The sequence below is a fragment of the Herbaspirillum lusitanum genome (genome assembly GCF_026127345.1).
In the GTDB taxonomy this organism is placed as follows: domain Bacteria; phylum Pseudomonadota; class Gammaproteobacteria; order Burkholderiales; family Burkholderiaceae_D; genus Herbaspirillum; species Herbaspirillum lusitanum.
Genome location: NZ_QXFG01000012.1, coordinates 73777 through 92871, shown reverse-complemented (window position 1 = coordinate 92871; position 19095 = coordinate 73777). Strand labels below are relative to the sequence as shown.

Annotated in this window: 17 protein-coding genes; 8 read left to right on the top strand and 9 right to left on the bottom strand. The window is 61.1% G+C overall.

The window, feature by feature from the left end:
- Positions 1–21: 21 nt before the first annotated feature.
- From DXT88_RS18010 to DXT88_RS18000, 3 genes are all read right to left on the bottom strand, one after another.
- Positions 22–873, bottom strand: coding sequence for a lytic transglycosylase domain-containing protein (locus DXT88_RS18010; protein WP_265215457.1), 852 nt, complete (start codon positions 871–873; stop codon positions 22–24).
- A gap of 10 nt (positions 874–883) precedes the next feature.
- Positions 884–2872 (bottom strand): DNA topoisomerase IV subunit B, encoded by a 1989-nt coding sequence (locus DXT88_RS18005; RefSeq protein WP_265215456.1) that lies wholly within the window; start codon positions 2870–2872, stop codon positions 884–886.
- Positions 2873–2971: 99 nt separating this feature from the next.
- Positions 2972–3313, bottom strand: coding sequence for a hypothetical protein (locus DXT88_RS18000; protein WP_265215455.1), 342 nt, complete (start codon positions 3311–3313; stop codon positions 2972–2974).
- Here DXT88_RS18000 and DXT88_RS17995 point away from each other — a divergent pair.
- Complete coding sequence (locus DXT88_RS17995) at positions 3289–3972, top strand: nitroreductase (protein ID WP_265215454.1); 684 nt, start codon at positions 3289–3291, stop codon at positions 3970–3972. The two genes, DXT88_RS18000 and DXT88_RS17995, sit on opposite strands and share 25 nt — an antisense overlap.
- 6 nt (positions 3973–3978) lie before the next feature.
- Here DXT88_RS17995 and DXT88_RS17990 read toward each other — a convergent pair whose 3' ends face one another.
- From DXT88_RS17990 to DXT88_RS17965, 6 genes are all read right to left on the bottom strand, one after another.
- Complete coding sequence (locus tag DXT88_RS17990) at positions 3979–5145, bottom strand: acetyl-CoA C-acyltransferase (RefSeq protein ID WP_265215453.1); 1167 nt, start codon at positions 5143–5145, stop codon at positions 3979–3981.
- Complete coding sequence (locus DXT88_RS17985) at positions 5142–6554, bottom strand: AMP-binding protein (RefSeq protein WP_265215452.1); 1413 nt, start codon at positions 6552–6554, stop codon at positions 5142–5144. Before DXT88_RS17985 ends, DXT88_RS17990 begins: the two co-directional genes overlap by 4 nt.
- Positions 6554–7147: a biotin transporter BioY gene (locus tag DXT88_RS17980; RefSeq protein WP_265215451.1), complete on the bottom strand. Its 594-nt coding sequence runs from the start codon at positions 7145–7147 to the stop codon at positions 6554–6556. The genes DXT88_RS17985 and DXT88_RS17980 overlap by 1 nt, the downstream gene beginning before the upstream one ends.
- Before the next feature lie 28 nt (positions 7148–7175).
- The gene (locus tag DXT88_RS17975) at positions 7176–7769 is read right to left on the bottom strand and encodes an energy-coupling factor transporter transmembrane component T family protein (RefSeq protein WP_265215450.1); all 594 of its coding nucleotides are present in this window, start codon (positions 7767–7769) and stop codon (positions 7176–7178) included.
- Entirely contained in the window at positions 7769–8566 is a 798-nt protein-coding gene (locus DXT88_RS17970; RefSeq protein WP_265215449.1) for an energy-coupling factor ABC transporter ATP-binding protein, read from the bottom strand. The genes DXT88_RS17975 and DXT88_RS17970 overlap by 1 nt, the downstream gene beginning before the upstream one ends.
- A gap of 109 nt (positions 8567–8675) precedes the next feature.
- The gene (locus DXT88_RS17965; RefSeq protein WP_265215448.1) at positions 8676–11210 is read right to left on the bottom strand and encodes an EAL domain-containing protein; all 2535 of its coding nucleotides are present in this window, start codon (positions 11208–11210) and stop codon (positions 8676–8678) included.
- Positions 11211–11506: 296 nt separating this feature from the next.
- Here DXT88_RS17965 and DXT88_RS17960 point away from each other — a divergent pair, with 296 nt between their 5' ends.
- The 7 genes from DXT88_RS17960 (at position 11507) to DXT88_RS17925 (ending at position 19029) form a co-directional block, all read left to right on the top strand.
- Positions 11507–12838, top strand: a complete 1332-nt coding sequence (locus DXT88_RS17960) for an ATP-binding protein (protein WP_016835522.1) — start codon at positions 11507–11509, stop codon at positions 12836–12838.
- Between the two features lie 32 nt (positions 12839–12870).
- The gene (locus DXT88_RS17955) at positions 12871–14220 is read left to right on the top strand and encodes an HD domain-containing phosphohydrolase (protein WP_265215447.1); all 1350 of its coding nucleotides are present in this window, start codon (positions 12871–12873) and stop codon (positions 14218–14220) included.
- Positions 14221–14252: 32 nt separating this feature from the next.
- Positions 14253–15071: a response regulator gene (locus DXT88_RS17950; RefSeq protein WP_265215446.1), complete on the top strand. Its 819-nt coding sequence runs from the start codon at positions 14253–14255 to the stop codon at positions 15069–15071.
- Positions 15072–15076: 5 nt separating this feature from the next.
- Positions 15077–15400: a hypothetical protein gene (locus tag DXT88_RS17945; protein WP_265215445.1), complete on the top strand. Its 324-nt coding sequence runs from the start codon at positions 15077–15079 to the stop codon at positions 15398–15400.
- Positions 15397–16248 (top strand): HDOD domain-containing protein, encoded by an 852-nt coding sequence (locus DXT88_RS17940; RefSeq protein WP_265215444.1) that lies wholly within the window; start codon positions 15397–15399, stop codon positions 16246–16248. The genes DXT88_RS17945 and DXT88_RS17940 overlap by 4 nt, the downstream gene beginning before the upstream one ends.
- A 33-nt stretch (positions 16249–16281) precedes the next feature.
- Positions 16282–17748, top strand: coding sequence for an ATP-binding protein (locus DXT88_RS23420; RefSeq protein ID WP_269147430.1), 1467 nt, complete (start codon positions 16282–16284; stop codon positions 17746–17748).
- Positions 17749–17871: 123 nt separating this feature from the next.
- Complete coding sequence (locus tag DXT88_RS17925; protein ID WP_265215443.1) at positions 17872–19029, top strand: substrate-binding domain-containing protein; 1158 nt, start codon at positions 17872–17874, stop codon at positions 19027–19029.
- Positions 19030–19095: the final 66 nt, after the last annotated feature.

Sequence of the window (19095 nt, the reverse complement as noted above, 5' to 3'; positions counted from 1 at the left end):
GCGTTCAAGTTCAGGTGATGGTTATTCGATCGAGGTCGGTGGCGGCATGCTGCGCCGGCCCGGCAGGATGATTTCGACGCGGCGCGGTTTGCTGGCATCGGCGTTGCCGGCATTGTTTCCTGCGTTGTTGCCTGCGCCCGGTTGGTACAGCTGGTAGAACTGCGCCACCAGCTGGACGTAATTGCGGGTTTCGGGATACGGCGGAATCTGGTTGTTGTACTTCTGTACGGCGCGTTCGCCGGCATTGTAGGACGCGATCGCCAGTTCAAGACGCTTCGGGAACAGCACCTGCAAATCGCGCAGGTAGCGTGCCGCCAGTCGGATGTTGATCTTCGGATCGGTCAGCTTCTGCTGGATGGTCTTGCGGCGGTCGCCCTGCACGCCATAGCGTTCGGCGGTCTCCGGCATGATCTGCATCAGACCGATGGCGCCTTTTGGAGATACGGCGGTCGGATTGAAGCCGGACTCGGCCGCCATGATCGCCTTCAGCAGGGCCGGCTCGACCGAGAACTCCTTCGCACTCTGGTCCAGCATGGCTTCATACTTTTTCAGGTTGGGATGCTGCAGCATCAGCTTCATCAGCGGCGACGACAGGTTTGCCTTGGCCTCGACGCCGGGCACGCCGCGGGCGATCTTGTCGGAGTCGAAGGTGGCGTCGCCGCGCATGAACAACTGGTAGCGCTCGTCAATCTTTTCGGTCGACACGTGCGCCACGCCGTCGGCGTCGATGTAGCCGTAGACGTCGGCGTGGGCGGGGACAGGGGCGGCCGTCAGCGACAGCGTCAGCGCAGCAGCCGCCGACAACGCTCCGGAACGGAGACGTTGCAAGAGGCTGCGGTTGCTGCTATTGCTGATGTCGTCAAAGGCGGCCATGTCGTCAATCTTAAATATCCGCTTCCGCTTCGTTGCCGTGCTCTTCGATCCAGGCGCGGCGCGAGGCGGCTTCGCCCTTGCCCATGAGCATGGTGAAGCGCGCGTCCGAGGCAATCTGGTCCAGCTCGCCCAAGGCGACCGGCAGCAGGCGGCGGGTATCGGGATTCATGGTGGTTTCCCACAACTGTTCCGCGTTCATTTCGCCCAGGCCTTTGAAGCGCGAGATGCTCCACGCGCCTTCCTTGAGGCCGTCCTTGCGCAGCTTGTCTTCGATCGCTTCCAGTTCGCCGTCGTCCAGCGCGTACAGTTTCTGCACCGGCTTCTTGCCGCGTGCAGGCGCGTCGACGCGGTACAGCGGCGGGCGGGCGATGCAGATGTGGCCGTGGTCGATCAGCTTGGGGAAGTGCTTGAAGAACAGCGTCAGCAGCAGCACCTGGATGTGGGAACCGTCGACGTCCGCATCGGAGAGGATGCAGATCTTGCCGTAACGCAGGCCGCTCAGGTCGGGCGTGTCGTTGTAGCCGTGCGGATCGACGCCGATGGCCACCGCGATGTCATGGATTTCATTGTTGGCGAACAGGCGATCGCGTTCGGTTTCCCAGGAGTTCAGGACCTTGCCGCGCAACGGCAGGATCGCCTGGAATTCCTTGTCGCGGCCCATCTTGGCCGAGCCGCCGGCGGAGTCGCCCTCGACCAGGAAGATTTCGTTGCGCGTGACGTCGCTGGATTCGCAGTCGGTCAGCTTGCCCGGCAAGACGGCCACGCCGGAGGATTTTTTCTTCTCGACTTTTTGCGCCGAGCGCAGACGGCTCTGCGCCTGCTTGATGACCAGGTCGGCCAGTTTCTTGCCGTATTCGACGTGCTGGTTCAGCCACAGCTCCAGCGCCGGGCGCGAGAAGGTCGACACCAGCCGCACGGCGTCGCGCGAGTTCAGGCGTTCCTTGATCTGGCCCTGGAATTGCGGATCGAGCACCTTGGCCGACAGCACGAAGGAGACGCGTGCGAACACGTCTTCCGGCAGCAGCTTGACGCCCTTGGGCAACAGCGAGTGCATTTCGACGAAGCTCTTGACCGCCGAGAACAAACCTTCGCGCAGGCCGGATTCATGCGTGCCGCCGGCCGAGGTCGGGATCAGGTTGACGTAGGATTCGCGCACCACGTTGCCTTCTTCGGTCCATGCCACCACCCAGGCGGCGCCTTCGCCTTCGGCAAATCCTTCGGCGTCGGGGCCGGCGTATTGTTCGCCTTCGAACAGCGGGATCAGCGGATCGGCACTGGTCGACTGCGCCAGCGATTCCATCAGGTAGCCGCGCAGGCCTTGGTCGTATTGCCAGGTCTGCACGTCGCCGGTCTTGCCGTTGATCAGCGAGACCTTGACGCCCGGCAGCAGCACCGCCTTGGAGCGCAGCAGGCGTTGCAGTTCCTGCTGCGAAATGGTTGGCGAGTCGAAGTACTTGGGATTCGGCCACACTGAAACGCGGGTGCCGGATTTCTTGTCTTCGCGCGTGAGCGGGCGCGACTTCAGCTTTTCGATCAGGTCGCCGTCCGAGAACGCCAGCGTATGGACGCCTGCTTCACGCCATACCGTGATTTCCAGGCGCGAGGCCAGCGCATTGGTGACCGAAACACCCACGCCGTGCAGCCCGCCCGAGAAGGCATAAGCGCCGCCACTGCCCTTGTCGAACTTGCCGCCGGCATGCAGGCGGGTAAAGACGATCTCGACCGTCGGCACGCCTTCTTCCGGATGCAGGCCGACCGGAATGCCGCGACCGTCGTCCTCGACGCTGACGCTGCCGTCGGGATTGAGCGTGACCATGATGTTCCTGGCGTGACCGCCCAGCGCTTCATCGGAGGCATTGTCGATGACCTCTTGCAGGATGTGCAGGGGATTCTCGGTGCGGGTGTACATGCCCGGACGCTGTTTGACCGGTTCCAGTCCCTTGAGGACGCGGATGGATGATTCGCTGTAGTCGGACGGGGAAGTTTTTTTAGTTGCCATGCAGATGAGGGTCGAATCGAAAATCGGAAAATCAGGAAATCGGAGAATCAGGGTACGGCAGCCGGCCGTGCGCCGCCGAAGCTTTGCCAAATGCGCATTCTAATGAAAAATCGGCAGCGGCAGGAAGTTTGCAGGCGACGTTTGTGGCCGGTTTGACAACTGTTGCTGACGCGGTGATTTGTTTCCGCCAGGGAAAACTCGCTCAAACATGGTGTTATCGGTCTTATTGGTGTAATTTTCCCGCAACTTCAGGGGAGAGCGTGCATGAATTGCATTTTTGATCAGGTTTCGTGCACCGAAGACGGCAAGGAAAAAGATCTGCCCGATTCCGCCGGCTATCCTTTCTTTGCAACAATGACGGCGTACGGCATTGCCCTCACGCATTGCCCTCACTTTCGCCGCCCCGATAGACGCCAATGACGCCAGACCAGAATTTTTCATTTACCGACCTGCTGACGCAGCGCAACTCGACCCGCCGCTTTCTCGACCGGCCTTTGCCTGAAGGGATGCTGGCCGGCTTGCTGGCGCTGGCGCGGCGTGCGCCGAGCGGCGCCAATCTGCAGCCGGGCGAGTTCATTGCGCTGGAAGGCGATGCGCGGGCGCGCTTGTCGGCGGCATTGGTGGAGGCTTTTCGCGCAGGTCGGCAGGAGCCGGAAGACTATTCCTACTTCCCGCAGCCGATGCCGCAGTCCCTGCGTCGTCGCCAGGTCGCAGCTGCCAAGGAGCTGTATGGCGCCTTGCAGACCGGTCGCGACGATCGTGCCGGACGCGACCGGCAGTTCGAACGCAATTTCAATTTCTTCGATGCGCCGGTGGCACTGCTGGTGACCATCGACGCGCGCATGGGCAGCGGTTGCTACATGGATCTGGGCATGTGCATGTACGGCCTGATGCTGGCGGCGGCTGCGCATGGACTCGGCAGTTGCGCCATCGGTGCGCTGGCGTCGTATCCGGGTTTGATCCGCTCGACGCTGGAGCTGGGTGACGAGAACTATATCGTGTGCGGTATTGCGCTCGGCTATGCCGATCCGGATGCAGCGGAAAACACCGTGAGAACCGAACGCCTGAAGCCGGAAGAGTTTTTCAGGACCTTGCGCTAGCAGTCTTCAGCAACGCTCGACAACGGCCGCCGCACCAAGGCCGCCTGCCGCAGCAATCGCCGCCAGTCCCAACGCACCGTGCGGCGCCTGCAGCTGCATGTCCGCCAATAATCTCACCAGGCTGATCGCGCCCGATGCACCGATCGGATGGCCGCGTACAACTCCGCCGCCGTGCCGATTGAGCTGCGCCGGCGTTAGCGCCAGCGCCTCGCAAAAAGCGATTGCCTGGGCCGCGAAGGCGTCGTGCAACTCCACTCCCCACAGGTCGTCGATTCCGTTCGCACTGCGCGCCAGCGCCGCCTGTGCGGCATCAATGGCGGCAAGCATCGGTGTTTCGGGCAGGGCGCCGACACTGACGCCGGCCCGCCACGCAAAATGCGGATGCAGGTTCAGGCGACGTGCGGCGGCGCGCGTGGCGATCGCCACGAAGGCGGCGCCGTCGGCGCTCGGCGAGACGGCGATGCGGCTGATGGCGTGGCGTTGCCGTATCGCTTCGTCGACGCTGTCGTCATCGGACAGGGCGACCACCGGCATGCGCGCCAGATGACGCTGGTCCAGCGCGCGAGGATAACTGTCCTGCGTTGCGGCGCCGATGGCGATGATTTCATCGCGGATATGCGTGCGCGCAGCGACGGCGCGTGCGTGGCTTTGCACTGTCCAGGCCTCCTGTTGCTCGCGCGTGATGCCGGCTTTCAGCGCATGACGCGCAGCCGCCAAAAGCATGCCGGGGTCGCGCGCAGGATCGGGAGCGAAGGCCGGGCTGTCATAGATGGTTGCTGCCTCACCGGCATGGCGCGGACGATGCTGGCGGATCGGCGCGCGGCTCCATGCTTCGACGCCGCCGGCGATGACGACGTCGGCGTTGCCGGAGGCCAGCATGCCGTGCGCGAGTGCGATGGCGTCGAGTCCGGCGCAGCATTGGCTGTCGACCGACAAGGCCGGAGTACGGTCGTCGAAACCTGCGGCCAGCGCCAGCATGCGCGCCGGGTTGCCGCCTGCACCCATGGCGTTGCCGGCGATCACGGCGTCGATGGCGTTCAAGGGAATACCGAAGCGCTGCAGGATGCCTTGCACCACGGGCGCGGCAATCTCATGCGGCTGCAACTGCGACAGCGCACCGCCGAGCGGCGTCACCGCGCTGCGGCCCCAGCCGAGGATGACGGCGTCATTCATCGTGTCGTCAGCGTCGGCATGGCGGGATCGTCGAGTCGTTGCGCCAGTTGCTTGTGATCGGTCTTGCCGCTGGGCGTGAGCGGCCAGTCGTTGCAGGTGTAGAAACGGCGCGGAATCTTGTAAGGTTCGAGACGCTCGCGGCACCATGCGACCAGTGCCTCGGGGCTGACGGGGTCGGTCACTTTCAGCAGCGCCGCTATCTGCACGCCGCGCACCGCATCCGCAATGCCTTGCACCGATGCAGCCGCCACGGCGGGATGGGTGGTCAACACGCTTTCCACTTCTTCGGGAAACAGATTCTTGCCTTGCGCCAGAAGCATGCGTTGCTGGCGGCCCAGCAGATGCAGGCGACCCCGTTCGTCGAGATGGCCGACGTCGCGCACCGACAGCCAGTCGCCATCGCGCAGCAGCGCCGGTTGTTCGTCGCTGTCCCTGAGCGTGACGTAGTCGGTAAACACCATCGGGCTGCGCACGTAAATCAATCCTGGTATATCGGGAGCGGTCGCATCGATGCGCACCTCGACGTTGCTGAACGGGCGGCCGACGACGTGGTCGGGCAGGCTGGCGTCGCTGTCGGTCCAGGCGATGAAGCTGGTTTCCGAGGCGCCGTAGAACTCGATGATGCGGGCCTGCGGAAACAGTTGCCGCAGCTCCGGCGTACGGGCGCGGTTCCAGGGGGCGCCGCCGATCATGAGCAATTGCACGCCGGGCATGGCCGGCAATTTGCGCCGTTGCGCCAGTTCCAGCATCAGGATCAGCTGGCTGGGCACCGCCACCATGGCGCCGGCGCCTTGGTCGCCACTGCAGGCCAGCGTGTCGAGCGCAGGGCCAGGCGCGAAGCGCGATTGCAGCCGCACGCCGGCGCCGCTCCACAAGCCCAGCAAGGCGCCGAACAGGAAAGTCGAATGCGACAACCGGCCCGGCACCAGCATGGTGGCGGCAGCGCCGGCGCCGAAGCTCTCCAGGCAGATGTCGAAACTGCTGGTCCACGAACCGTGGCTGCGGCGGAATCCCTTGGGCAAACCGCTGCTGCCGGAGGTGAACCCGATGTAAAACGGGGAAGAAGAAGTGGTTTTGGCGAGCGCAGTTTCAGCGCCGACGCCGGCCGCCACGCGCGCCAGGATTTGTTCGCGCACCGCAGGCGGCCAGTCGGGATCGCTGACGGCGGCGGTGCGGCCGGCGGCGAGGATGGCGAGGAAATCGAGCAGTTGCGCAGCAGCGTCGGGGACATCGTCAACCCAGCAGACCGCGGACGGATGGGATTGCCGCAACGCCGCCGCACGCGCGGCGACTTGCTGCGCCAATGCCGCGAAATCAAGACGCGTGACGCCATCATCGATTGCCACGGTGCGCGGCGTCGCTTCCGCCCAATGCGCCAGCGGCGCGTGGACGGTGTCGAACACCGGCATCAGTCGCGGTCCAGGCGCCAGGAAGGCATGCCGCGCACGACGCTTTGCACGAGCACGGCGCAGACCGCGCACTTGACCAGATCGCCGGGGATGAAGGCCAGCATCGCCAGCGTCGCCTGCGTGGCGCTCAGGTGCGCCACCAGCATCAGGCCGAGGATGCCGAAAAAGTACATCACCACGATGCCGCCGATCAGCGACGACAGGAAGGCGGCGATCAGAAGGCCTTTACCCTTGGCCTCAGGCATGCGCTTCATGAACAGGCGCATGGACACGCCGCATGCCGCCGCGCCGAGCAGCCAGCCCAGCAGGAAGCCGGCCGACGGCGCCACGAACACGGCGACGCCGCCGCGGCCGCCCGACAGCAGCGGCAAGCCCAGCGCCACCGCCACCAGGAACAGGCCGACCGTGTAAAACGCGCGCTTCGGTCCGAGCAGGCAACCGACCAGCATGATGCCCAGCGATTGCAGCGTGATCGGCACGCCGAACGGCAGGTCGATTTTCGGGATCAGGCCGAATACCGCAATCACGGCGGCAAACAGGGCGATATAGGAAAGCGAACGGGTAGAGGTCATGGTTCCGGTAGTGGTCGTCATCGATGGGTCTCTCATGAAAGAAAAATAGTCAGCCGCCCAGCCGCGCAGCGAGCGCATCGGCCACGCGTTCAGCCGTCTGCAGCGCGCGTATCGCCAGCGGCGCCAGCAGGCGCAGGCCGCCGCTGCGGCCGGTGCGCGCGCGATGGGCGTCGTCCAGGCGCTGCCATTGCGCATAAAAATTCTCGGCGAAGCGCAGCGTCAGTCCGATCGCCAGCGCAATGCGTCCGACCGGCAAGCCGAAGCGGCGCAACGGCGACAGGATGGTTTCCAGCACCGTCAGCAAATCGTCGAAGCGGGTGGTGATGGTCAGCATCAGCGCCAGCATGGCGGCGGCCATGATGCGCAGCGCGCTGACCAGGCCGACGGCGGGATTGCCCATCGCCCAGTGGAAGCCGGCAATCAGCGCCGACGCAATCAGCAGGCCGCGCAGCATGCGCCACTGGCGCCAGCCGGCCGGACCGAGCGAGGCAAACAGCGCCAGCACAACGGCGGCGGCGATGGCAATACCGCGCACGTCGGCGGTCAGCATCAGCACGGTGCCGCCTAGCGAGAGCGCGACCAGTTTGAGCCAGGCGGGTACGCCATGCAGCCAGGTGCGCCGTGTCGAATAGAGGCTACGCATTACGTCGCGTCGGCCTGCGCTGCAGGTTGCAGAACTTCTTGCAAAATTTCTGCGGCGGTATCGCGGGCAGCGCGCTCGTGTACGTCCTGCGCATAGGCGGCACAAATGTCGCGGCCGGGCCCGTCGGCGCGCAACTTGCCCTGGTCCAGCCACAACACGCGTTCAAAATCCTGCACATGATCCAGCAAATGGGTCGACAGGATGATCTGCTGGCTGGTGGCGGCGATCTGCGCCGACAGGCGCAACTGACTCGGCAGGTCCAGCGCGGAATACGGTTCGTCCAGCAGCAGCGTGGCCGGCGTGGTGATTTGCAGCGCCATCAGGCAGACCTGCTGGCGCTGGCCCTGGCTCAGTTCGCCGACGGCGCGCCCGGCCCAGTCGGGCAAGCCGCGTGCGGCGAGGAAGTCGCGCGCCTGTTGCCGCGCCTGCTGCTTGCCGACGCCGGCGGCGGTCAGGCTGAAGGCCAGCTCCTCCGCCACCGTCGGGAAGATGATCTGGTCGTCGGGATTCTGGAACATCAGGCCCACGTGCTGCGGCAGCCGGCGGCGTTGGCTCGCCTCGTCGGTGCGGCAGCCGTGCACGCTCACGCGGCCGCTGTGCGGCTGGTCCAGCCCGCAGATCAGGCGGAACAGGCTGCTCTTGCCGGCGCCGTTATCACCCACCAGGCCGATGCGCGACTCGGTCAGGTGCAGGTCGATGTGTTCCAGCACGACGCGGTCGCCGCGCGCCAGCGTGACCGATTCGAGCCGGATGCCGGGCGTTGCCGTACCGGCGGGAGGCAAAGTTTTCAGGGTCATAGAGATGATCGGCTATCTGCGCCGTAGGGCCGCCATTATATGACAGCGGGGACGGAGGGGCGGCGAGCTTGCCTGCAGGAAATGAGGCCGCCGGCGACGCCAGGGTGAATCAGGGGCGCAGCGTCGCTTCGAACTTTTCGAAAGCCTCGTGGATGACGGCTTCCAGTTGTGTGTTGTCCCAGGGCTTGACGAGGAATTTATAGATGGCGCCCTGGTTGATCGCCTGTGTGACCGCGTCCAGGCTGGCCTGACCCGTCAGCATGATGCGCACGGTGTCGGGAAACATGAACCTGACTTTTTCCAGCAGCTCCGTGCCCGGCATGTCCGGCATTTGCTGATCCGTCAGGATCACGCCGATGTGATGGCGGGACAGGATGTCGAATGCATCGGCGACCTTGCTGGCGGTAAAAATCTGGTAGCCGGAGCGGCCCAGTACCCGTTTCAGCGCGGACAGGATATTCACTTCATCGTCGACGATCAGCAGCGAACGCGCATACGGCAGGCGACGGATGGCATCCAGCGGCAAGGAAACATCGCGCGCGAGAAACGATGTGCATTCTTCAGCCGACATCGCTGCACTGAAATAATAGCCCTGGATCTTGTCGCAGCCTTCCGCATGCAGCAACTTGAGTTGATTGATGGTTTCCACGCCTTCCGCGATCACCTCGAGGCGCAGGCTTTTCGCCAGTGCGATTACGGACCGGCAGATGGCCAGGTCGTGAGGATCATTGACCAGGTCGCGCACGAAAGATTTGTCGATCTTCAGCCGGCCGACGGGGAAACGTTTCAGGTAACCGAGATTCGAGTATCCGGTGCCGAAATCGTCGATCGACAACGTCACGCCGATCTTGCGCAGGTGGACCATGATCGCAATGCTCTTTTCCGGATCATCCATCGACACGCTTTCGGTCAGCTCGAGTTCAAGATGCCGGGCGTCGAGCCGGGATTCTTCCAATATGTGGCCGACCAGCACGCGCAGGTTCTGTTCATTGAATTGCATCGCGGACAGGTTGACGGCGATGGTCACTGGCGGCAGGCCCTGGTCTTGCCATTGCTTGCATTGACGGCAGGCGGCGCGCAGTACCCACTCGCCCAATACGAGGATGGTTTCGGACTCCTCGGCCAGTGCGATGAATTCTGCGGGCAACAGCAAGCCCCGCTCCGGGTGGCGCCAACGCACCAGTGCTTCGAATCCGGTTATTTTCCCGTTCTTCAACGACACCTGAGGCTGGTAGTGCAAGACCAGTTCCTCGCGCTGTATGGCCTGGCGCAGCTGGTTGGCCAGGACGTGGCGCGCGGCGATTTCCTGATTGAAGCTGCGGGTATAGAAGTGGGTATGCTCATACGCATTGCCTTGCGCACGATGCAGGGCCACCTCGGAAAAATGGAACAGCGATTCGGCCGACCGGGTATCGTCGGGATAAAGCGCAATACCGATCTTCGGCTGGAGATGGATCTCCTCCTGGCCGGGAATCGAATAGGGCGCTTCGAGCGTGCGCAGCAGATGTTGCACGACTGCGTCGATGTCTTCCCGCTTCACGTGTTCGATCAGCACGGCGAAGACGCGATCGGCATATTGTGCGATGGTGGTCGGTCCCGGCGGTTTCCATGCCTGCAATCGCCCGGCAATGGCGATTGCCAGCGCGACCCCGGCCTGGGCGCCGAGTGCATCGCGCAGACGCGCCAGTCCATTCAGCTCCACCAGGATATGCACCACCGAACCTGCCTCCGGATCGTGGCGCAATGCCGCCTGCTCGAGGCGATCGCGCAAGACCGCCCGATTCGGCAATCCCGAGATCTGGTCGAAATGGCTAAGGCGATAGACTCTTTCTTCCGCTTCCTGCCATTGCGTAATATCGATGCCGCTCAGGATGAAGACGGTCTTGAAGTAGTCATTCTCCAAGATACTGAGCGAACAGAGCAGCGTCCGGATTTGTCCGTTCCTGGTCAACCATTGGTTCTGGAACTGCAGCGGGAAGGCCGAGCGATCAGCGCTCAGATAGCGCTCTTTTTCGCTTTGCGCTTGCGTCGGGGGGAAGAAGATATCCCAGAAGCAAAGCCCCTGGATGTCGTCGCTCGCATGGCCGGTGGCTTTTTCGCCAGCCTGGTTGAAACGCAATATGCGGCCTTGTGCATCCAGCATGACGCCGACGGCACCGGCGCTGTCGAAGACCGCCGACAACAGTTTGCTTTCCGCAGACAGGATTTCCTCGGTCCTGCGCCGGATCGCGCGTTGGTGGGATTCCTGCAGCGCACGCCGGACCGAAGATGGCAAACGCGCAATGTTGTCTTTCAATACATAGTCGTAAGCGCCTTGTCGCAATGCCTGAATGGCAAGTTCCTCGCCGATGGTGCCGGAAACGAAAATGAAGGGGACGTGAGGAAATTGTTCGCGGGTAATTTTCAGCGCGGCCATGCCGTCGAAGTTGGGCAGGGAAAAGTCGCACAGGATCACGTCTGCCGGGGTCTGCAGGGCAGTCAGAAAATCGGCCTCGGTGTCCACGCGCAACAGGGAAGGCGCGAGACCGGAGCGGCGCAGTTCCTGCTGGACCAACTCGGCATCGTCGACGACGTCCTCGACAAAAATGATCCGGAGGTTCTCTTCCGAGTAAGACGGATGTTCTGAAAGGGCTGCTTTGTACATGGTGCCTATGAAAGAAGAATGAACCAATGAGCAACGCGCGACATTTCAATAGCAACCAGTGCGGTAGGTTTTGTTGAGCTATGTTATTCCGATAAGAAGTGAAAGACAACGCAGAAGAAAATTGAATTGCCGAGCAGTAGTTTTACTGATAATAATGTGATCTATCAACGTAAGTATCGTTGAGCAAGGGGAATCCAAAGTCGAGAAAATAAGAAAGTATCAAGTTCGGCTCCGGCGTCACCGCTGTGCCTGTTAAGACTGTTGACGGACGTTCGCAGGGCCTTCGCATAGTTCTCATGACACAACAATTCGAAACGTTTGAATCGAGCCCCTTGTCATCGGCCGACAGGGTGGCCGACGTCGCGCCGGTGAATATCGCACAGCGATTTGAATACCTGATTGCCAACACCCCGGCAATTATTTACAGCAGTGTGCCATCGGGCGATTTCAAAATGACCTTCGTCAGCGAAAACGCCTCCCGCGTGCTGGGCTACGATCCGAAGGAGATGGTTGCAGATCCCAATTTCTGGTTCGATCACATTCATCCTGACGACGCGCCGGACATTTTTTCCAGCCTCGCCATGTTGTTCGTGGAAGGCGAGCGCGCCTATGAATATCGTTTTCTTACCAAGGACAAACGGTACTTGTGGATGCACGACAGCTTGCGCCTGATCCGCGACGAGAATAACAACCCGGTCGAAGTCATCGGCTCGCTGACCAATATCACGGAACGCAAATTGATGGAAGAGGCATTGCAGCGCACCGGCGAAGAGCAACGCAGCCTGATCAACAAGCTGAAGGAAGCGCAAGAGCAATTGCTGCAGTCGGAAAAAATGGCCTCCATCGGCCAGCTTGCCGCCGGCGTCGCGCACGAAATCAACAACCCGGTCGGGTTTGTCAGTTCCAACATGAAATCGTTGCAGACCTATGTCGACCAGTTGCTGGAGGTCATCGTGCGGCAGGATGCATTGCTATCGGATGACAGCCTGGGCGAGGACTTGCGGCAACAAGCGCGGCAGTTGAGCGCCAGCGCCGATCTTGCATACCTCAAAGGCGACGTGGTCGAGTTGATCACCGAATCGCTGGAGGGCCTGAAACGGGTCAAGGACATCGTCCAGTCGCTCAAGGATTTTTCCCATGTGGGTGAAAGCGATTGGCAAATGGTGGACATTCGGAAAGGTCTGGAGAGCACCATCACGATCGCCAACAACGAGCTGAAATACAAGACCGTGATCGAGCGGCAATACGGCGAGCTGCCATTGATCAAGGGACTGGCGTCGCAGCTGAATCAGGTATTCATGAACTTGTTGGTCAATGCCGCGCATTCATTCGCCGAGCGCGGCACCATTCGCATTCGGACGGAATGCAAAGAGGATTGGGTCTACATCCAGGTGGAGGACACCGGCTGTGGTATTCCTCCGGAAAACCTGTCGCGCATCTTTGAACCGTTCTTCACGACCAAGCCCATCGGCAGCGGCACCGGGCTCGGTCTGTCACTGTCTTATGGGATCGTGCAAAAGCATGGCGGTCGCATTGATGTCCAGAGCGAGGTTGGCGTAGGCACGTGTTTTACCGTGTGTCTGCCGGTGACTCAGATCAAGGAAACACTCCAGCAGGACGCTGGTTGAAATACCAACGCATATAGTCAAGAGGATCTTGTATGTCGAATATCGCTATTGCCGCCACTGATACGAATACGGAAAATGCATCGCCGCCGCCGGTGGTCCTGCTGGTCGACGACGAGGCCAGCATCTTGTCGTCCCTCAAGCGCGTGTTGCGTCCGAAGGGATACACATTGATCACCGCAGAAAGCGGCGCCGACGGCTTGCGCTTGCTGGAGGAACATCCGGTGGACCTGATCGTCTCCGACATGCGCATGCCGGAGATGAGCGGCGCCCAGTTTCTCGGCAAGGCCAAGGAGCGTTTTCCTGAGGTGATGCGGATCTTGCTGACCGGCTATTCTGAAATCACGGCGACGATTTCCGCCATCAATGACGGCGGCATCTATCACTATCTGCAGAAGCCGTGGGACGAGCAGGATCTCCTGCTGACGATACAGCGTGCGCTGGAACAGCAACATTTGAAAAAAGAAGCGGTGCGGCTCAACGAACTTGTGCGCAAGCAGAACGAAGAGCTCCAGACGTTCAATGCGCGGCTGGAAAAGCAGGTCCAGGCGCGTACCGAAGAAATCCGCCAGACCGTGATGTTCCTGGAAAACAGCCAGGATGAGATCAAGCTCAATTTCCTGACGATGCTGAAAGTCTTCTCGAACATGATCGAACTCCGTTCAGGAATGCTCGGCGGGCAATCGGATCGTGTCAGCGCGCTGTCGCGCAAGCTCGGGAAAAAATTGAAATTGCATGACGTACAGTTGCAGGATCTGTCGATCGCCGGGCTGCTGCATGCGATCGGCAAGATCGGCCTGCCCGACGAGCTGATCCGCAAGCCGCTGGAAAAGATGTCGGGTGAAGAGTCGCGCAGCTTCATGGCGCATCCGGTGAAGGGGCACATGGTGCTGACGCCGGTGAGCGCCTTCGACGAGGTCGGTCACTTGATCCTGTATCAATATGAGCGCTACGACGGGCGTGGTACTCCCGAGGGCAAGAGCGGCGAGGCCATCCCTCTTGGCTCGCGCATTCTGGCGGTCGCGCGCGATTTCGAGGCGCTGCGTTCCGGCGCGATTGCCACGTTGCCGCTGCCGCTCGACAAAGCCGTCCAGCTGATCAAATCGCAAAGCGGTCACCGCTATGATCCGGAGGTGGTGCTGAATTTCATCGCCTTGGTCGAAGAGGGCGATTCCGCCGTGGCGGAACGCGCGCGCGACATCAAGTCGCGCGACCTCGAAGTCGGCATGCAGCTGGCGCAGGACCTGCGCACCAAGGATGGCGTTCTGCTCATTGTGCGCGATGCCACCATCACCGCCAACAATATCTTGCAGATTCGCAAGTTCGAGCAGCTCGACGGATCGTCGCTCGAGATATCGGTCAAGATCCTGGACAACGCGGCATAGCCTCTCAGTTCACTCATCCGAAGGTCAACATCATGCTGGAGCAAATAGTCGCTGAACGGTCGCCGCGGACCTTGTTGCTGGTAGACGACGAGACCAACATCCTGTCGGCGTTGAAGCGCTTGCTGCGTCAGGACAAATACGACATCGTCACCGCCAACAACGGCCAGGAAGCGCTGGAGGCGCTCAAAAGCGGGCCGGTGGACGTGATCGTTACCGACCAGCGCATGCCCGGCATGACCGGCGTGGAATTTCTGCGTCTGGCAAAAGAATCCTATCCCGACACGGTACGGATCGTGTTGAGCGGTTATACGGAATTGCAGTCGGTCACGGATGCGGTCAATGAAGGCGCGGTGTATAAATTTCTGACCAAGCCGTGGGATGACGGGCAACTGCGTGGCCACGTGGCGGAAGCGTTCAGGCGCAAGGAAATGGCGGACGAAAATCTCCGATTGCAACAGCAATTGCAAATGGCAAACCTGGCGCTGGAAGAAACCAACAAGGAGCTCGACAAGCTGTTGAAGGTCCAGGAAGAACGCATCGAGACCGATGAAGTCAGCTTGAGGATCATCCATGAAATCCTTGAGCACCTGCCGACGCCGATATTGGGCATGGATGATGAAAAGAACATCGTCTTCGTCAATGCCGCGGCGCAATCGCTGTTCGGCGAGACGATGCTGCTGCTCGGCATGAAAATGGAGGGGGCGGCTCCCGCTCTGGAACCGGCGTGGGATCTCAGCAGTGCGGAAGTCGACATCAACAGCCGGGTCTACAAAGTACTGACCCATCCGATGGGACGCAACTCGCGATCACGAGGCAAGCTGATGACCCTGATCAAACTAACCGACGACTGACAACCATGCTTTCCACCGCTATCTTCCTGGAAATCCCTCTTGATGACGCCGCGCCGGGGATGACCCTCGCGCAGGCCGTCTTTGACGAAGGAGGCGTGTGCCTCATGGCTTCCGGCAGCGTGCTCACCGACAAGTCCATCCAGGCGTTGAAGAAGCGCGGCATGCACGCCGTGCAGATCGTGGCGCCGCCCAGCGACGAAAAAAAGGAAGCCTTGCTCGCAGCTTCATTGGCGAGGCTGGACGAGTTGTTCATGCATAGCAAGGACAACTTGCCGAACCTGAACTTGCTCGAATGCCTGCGTCGCTATCGGCGGGAGACGATGTCATGAGCGGGGTGACTGAGCAGGATATCGCCGATGCCGTCTTACGCCTGCCGGCCTTGCCAAATATTGTCCTGGAGCTGATCCATGCGCTGGACAACAAGGATGTAGACACGCATACCCTGGCGCAGAAAATCTCCTACGACCAGACGCTGACGGCAAAAGTGCTGCGATTGGCGAATTCTTCGTTCTACGGCATGCAGAGCAAGATTGGTTCGATACCGCATGCCATCGCGGTGCTGGGTTTCAACAGCGTGCGCTCGCTGGTGCTGGCGGCAGCCGTGGTCGACACGTTTGCAAACCACGCCGGCGAGGACCTGGATCATGCCCACTTCTGGAAACATGCCATCGGCACGGCATTGTGCTCCAAGGTGATCGCTGCGCATTGCAACGCCAATCAGGACCAGTCCTTCATCGCCGGCCTGCTGCACAACATCGGCAGGCTGGTGTTGGCGACTTGCTCACCGTTGCGCTATCGGGACGTGTTGCAAAGATGCGCACAACATGACGAGGATTTGCTGGCGGCGGAGATCCATGTATTCGGGATCGATCACAAAACGGCCGGGAAGGCGGTGCTGGAGTATTGGAAATTTCCTGCTGCGATCGTCGGGACGCTGGTCTCCGGGAAGGAGGAATCGCCGGCGCAAGGACATGCTGCAGCGATCGCCGCCGTCGCTGACGCGATCGCCTATGCCCTGGACCTGAGCGGCGGTCAATACGACCGCGTGCCGTCGATTCCGGTCAGCGATTGGGACAGGCTGGCATTGAAAGAATCTGTCTTGCTGGAGATTTTTGCAACAACGGAAACGCAATTCGAAGAGGCGTGCGCGATTCTCGGAGCGACGGGAAAGGCATAATCAGCCGATTTTATTCATTTCAAGGAATACGCCGTGTCATTTGTTCAACCTCAGCAGGCCTTGCTTGAACCGCAAATATCCGAGTTTTTCGACGGTTGCCCGGTTCCCGCATTTGCCATAGACAGCCATCACGTCATTACCCATTGGAACAAGGCGTGCGAACATGTGCTGGGCGTGCAGGCATCGCAGATGGTCGGCACCAGGAACCAATGGAAGCCGTTTTACCTCTACGAACGTCCGGTGCTTGCCGATCTCATCGTGGCCGGATCGCTCGAGAACGTCGTCGGCGTCTATTATCACGACGACGACAAGTTTCGCAGTTCGGTCGTGATCCCCGGCGCGGTCGAAGCGGAGCGATTTTTCCCTCATCTGGGTGAATCCGGCCGCTGGCTGTATTTTTCGGCGGCGCCCCTGCGGGCGCCGTCCGGACAGATCGTCGGCGCGATCGAGGTGCTGCAGGATATCAGCGCCCAGAAGACGGCAGAGCTGGACTTGCGACGCATGCACCAGGAGCTTGAAATGCTGGTCGTCAAGCGCACGCACGAACTTGCCGCTACCAACGCCAAGATGGAAGAAGACATCTTGCGGCGCACGGCAGCCGAGGCGGAGCTGGTTCGGCGCAACGCGGAGCTCACCGAACTCAATCGCAAGCTGTCCATGACTCAGGAGCAATTGATGCAATCGGAAAAGCTGGCGTCGATCGGCCAGCTTGCGGCCGGCGTCGCGCACGAAATCAACAATCCGATCGGCTACATCTTTTCCAATTTCAGCACCCTCGAAACCTATATTGGTTCGTTGCTGAGAATGCTGGGCGCATATGAAGCACGGGAGCGCGACCGCAGTTCGGAGTCTGCCGCGAAGGAGCTGGCTGCGGTGCGGGACGAGGTCGAGATCGATTTCCTCAAGGAAGACATCCCTGCCTTGATGAGCGAATCCCGCGAAGGCATCACCCGCGTGCGGAAGATCGTGCAGGACCTCAAGGATTTTTCGCGCGCCGATACCGCGCTGGAATGGCAATGGGCGAATTTGCACCAGGGAATCGATTCGACGTTGAACATCGTGAATAACGAAATCAAATACAAAGCCGATGTGATCAAGAACTACGGCGTGTTGCCCGATGTGGAATGCTTGCCCAGCCAGATCAATCAGGTGGTCATGAACCTGGTCGTGAATGCGGCGCACGCCATCGATGGTGCGCGAGGCACGATTACCATCACGACCCGGGTCGTGGACGCTGACGCGGAGATAGAAATCGCGGACAACGGTTCCGGCATTGCGCCGGAGAACCTGTCGCGGATATTCGATCCGTTTTTTACCACCAAGCCGGTCGGTCAAGGGACAGGCTTGGGATTGTCGTTGGCGTACGGCATCATGCAAAAGCATCAGGGCAGCATCAATGTGACGAGCATCCTGGGCGCGGGGACGACGTTTACGCTGCGATTCCCCGTCCGGCACGACGCCGGCGACGATGATAGCCAAGGAATATCCGGAAATCCGTGAGATACGACTTCCGAATTTCCTGATGCCGCGGCTTGGCTGAAACAACTACTCTGGCAACAGGCGTGGTCGATACGGTGATCCGAGTTGTCGGCGATCGCACATAAACAAGCAGCCGGGAGGAGCATGTCTTTTCATTCTGGATTGGTGGCGTTGACGCTCTGCCTGATGGCGGGGCAGTGCCACGCGCAGACGAAGCCCGCCGGGCCGGCGATGCCGATGGCAAAAGCGGGGAAAACCAGCGAGGCGGCCGATGCCGCCTGGCTCGACGACATGCAGGCACAGGTCGGGAAAGCCAGCGTGCACGGACAGCCCTGGCCGGGACCGCAATCGGGACCGTCGGCGCGGGCAGGGGTGACGGTTGCGGTACTGAGCGAGGATTTGAGGAACGGCGGCATTCTGGGCGTGGTCAAGGGCATCAGCGAGGCGGCCAAAGTCATCGGTTGGAACACCAAAGTCATCAATCTTGGGGGGACTTCCGCCAATCGTATCGCCGGTTTCGCTGCAGTGGCCGGTTTGAAGCCGCAAGGCGTGATTTTCGTCGGTATTGACGCCAAGGAGGCACACGCCGAATTACAGGTGCTGGCGAATCAGAAAATTCCCATGGTCGGCTGGCATGTGGGACCGCAGGCCGGTATCCCGGCCTCGGGGCCGGTGGCGATGAACGTATCTACCGATTCGCTGGAAGTCGCACGCATCACGGCCATGGCGGCGGTGGCCGGTTCGCGCGGCAAGGCCGGCGTGGTGATTTTCACCGACAGTCGTTTCGAGATCGCCAAAGCCAAGGCCGAGGCCATGGCAAGCGTCATCAGAGCCTGCAAGGGATGCACGTTGCTGGAAATCAGGGACGTCGCGATTTCACGCAGCGCGGAACTGATGCCCGGCGCCACGAGAGAGCTGCTCCGCCGTCACGGCAAACGCTGGACCCATGCATTGGCGATCAATGACATTTACTTCGACTACGCCGCTATCGAACTCACCAAGGCAGGGCTGCCCAGCAATGCCGTCGATATGCTGTCCGCCGGCGACGGCAGCGCAGCGGCATTCCTGCGTATCCAGGCGGGGACGTTCCAGACCGGCACCGTTGCCGAGCCGCTCAATCTGCACGGCTGGCAACTGGTCGATGAACTGAACCGGTTGTTGGCGCAACGTCCGGTGTCGGGTTTCCTGTTTCCGGTCCACCTGGTGACCACGGCCAATATTGCATTCGACGGCGGCTCGCTGCTGCAATACGATCCGGACAACGCATACCGCGACGTTTACCGTCGTATCTGGCAGCGCTGAGCAGGCGAGAGGGACGCATGCATTTCAAGGCTTTCCAGCTGTGGCGGCCGCGGTTGCTGAAGACCC

What these genes read in the sequence shown, in the direction of transcription:
- DXT88_RS17985 (WP_265215452.1), bottom strand. Translation starts at nt 6,554, where the DNA reads ATGCCGGTGTTCGACACCGTCCACGCGCCGCTGGCGCATTGGGCGGAA.
- DXT88_RS18010 (WP_265215457.1), bottom strand. Translation starts at nt 873, where the DNA reads ATGGCCGCCTTTGACGACATCAGCAATAGCAGCAACCGCAGCCTCTTG.
- DXT88_RS17975 (WP_265215450.1), bottom strand. Translation starts at nt 7,769, where the DNA reads ATGCGTAGCCTCTATTCGACACGGCGCACCTGGCTGCATGGCGTACCC.
- DXT88_RS17980 (WP_265215451.1), bottom strand. Translation starts at nt 7,147, where the DNA reads ATGACGACCACTACCGGAACCATGACCTCTACCCGTTCGCTTTCCTAT.
- DXT88_RS17970 (WP_265215449.1), bottom strand. Translation starts at nt 8,566, where the DNA reads ATGACCCTGAAAACTTTGCCTCCCGCCGGTACGGCAACGCCCGGCATC.
- DXT88_RS17945 (WP_265215445.1), top strand. Translation starts at nt 15,077, where the DNA reads ATGCTTTCCACCGCTATCTTCCTGGAAATCCCTCTTGATGACGCCGCG.
- DXT88_RS18005 (WP_265215456.1), bottom strand. Translation starts at nt 2,872, where the DNA reads ATGGCAACTAAAAAAACTTCCCCGTCCGACTACAGCGAATCATCCATC.
- DXT88_RS17990 (WP_265215453.1), bottom strand. Translation starts at nt 5,145, where the DNA reads ATGAATGACGCCGTCATCCTCGGCTGGGGCCGCAGCGCGGTGACGCCG.
- DXT88_RS17960 (WP_016835522.1), top strand. Translation starts at nt 11,507, where the DNA reads ATGACACAACAATTCGAAACGTTTGAATCGAGCCCCTTGTCATCGGCC.
- DXT88_RS17925 (WP_265215443.1), top strand. Translation starts at nt 17,872, where the DNA reads ATGTCTTTTCATTCTGGATTGGTGGCGTTGACGCTCTGCCTGATGGCG.
- DXT88_RS17940 (WP_265215444.1), top strand. Translation starts at nt 15,397, where the DNA reads ATGAGCGGGGTGACTGAGCAGGATATCGCCGATGCCGTCTTACGCCTG.
- DXT88_RS17950 (WP_265215446.1), top strand. Translation starts at nt 14,253, where the DNA reads ATGCTGGAGCAAATAGTCGCTGAACGGTCGCCGCGGACCTTGTTGCTG.
- DXT88_RS18000 (WP_265215455.1), bottom strand. Translation starts at nt 3,313, where the DNA reads ATGAAAAATTCTGGTCTGGCGTCATTGGCGTCTATCGGGGCGGCGAAA.
- DXT88_RS17965 (WP_265215448.1), bottom strand. Translation starts at nt 11,210, where the DNA reads ATGTACAAAGCAGCCCTTTCAGAACATCCGTCTTACTCGGAAGAGAAC.
- DXT88_RS17995 (WP_265215454.1), top strand. Translation starts at nt 3,289, where the DNA reads ATGACGCCAGACCAGAATTTTTCATTTACCGACCTGCTGACGCAGCGC.
- DXT88_RS17955 (WP_265215447.1), top strand. Translation starts at nt 12,871, where the DNA reads ATGTCGAATATCGCTATTGCCGCCACTGATACGAATACGGAAAATGCA.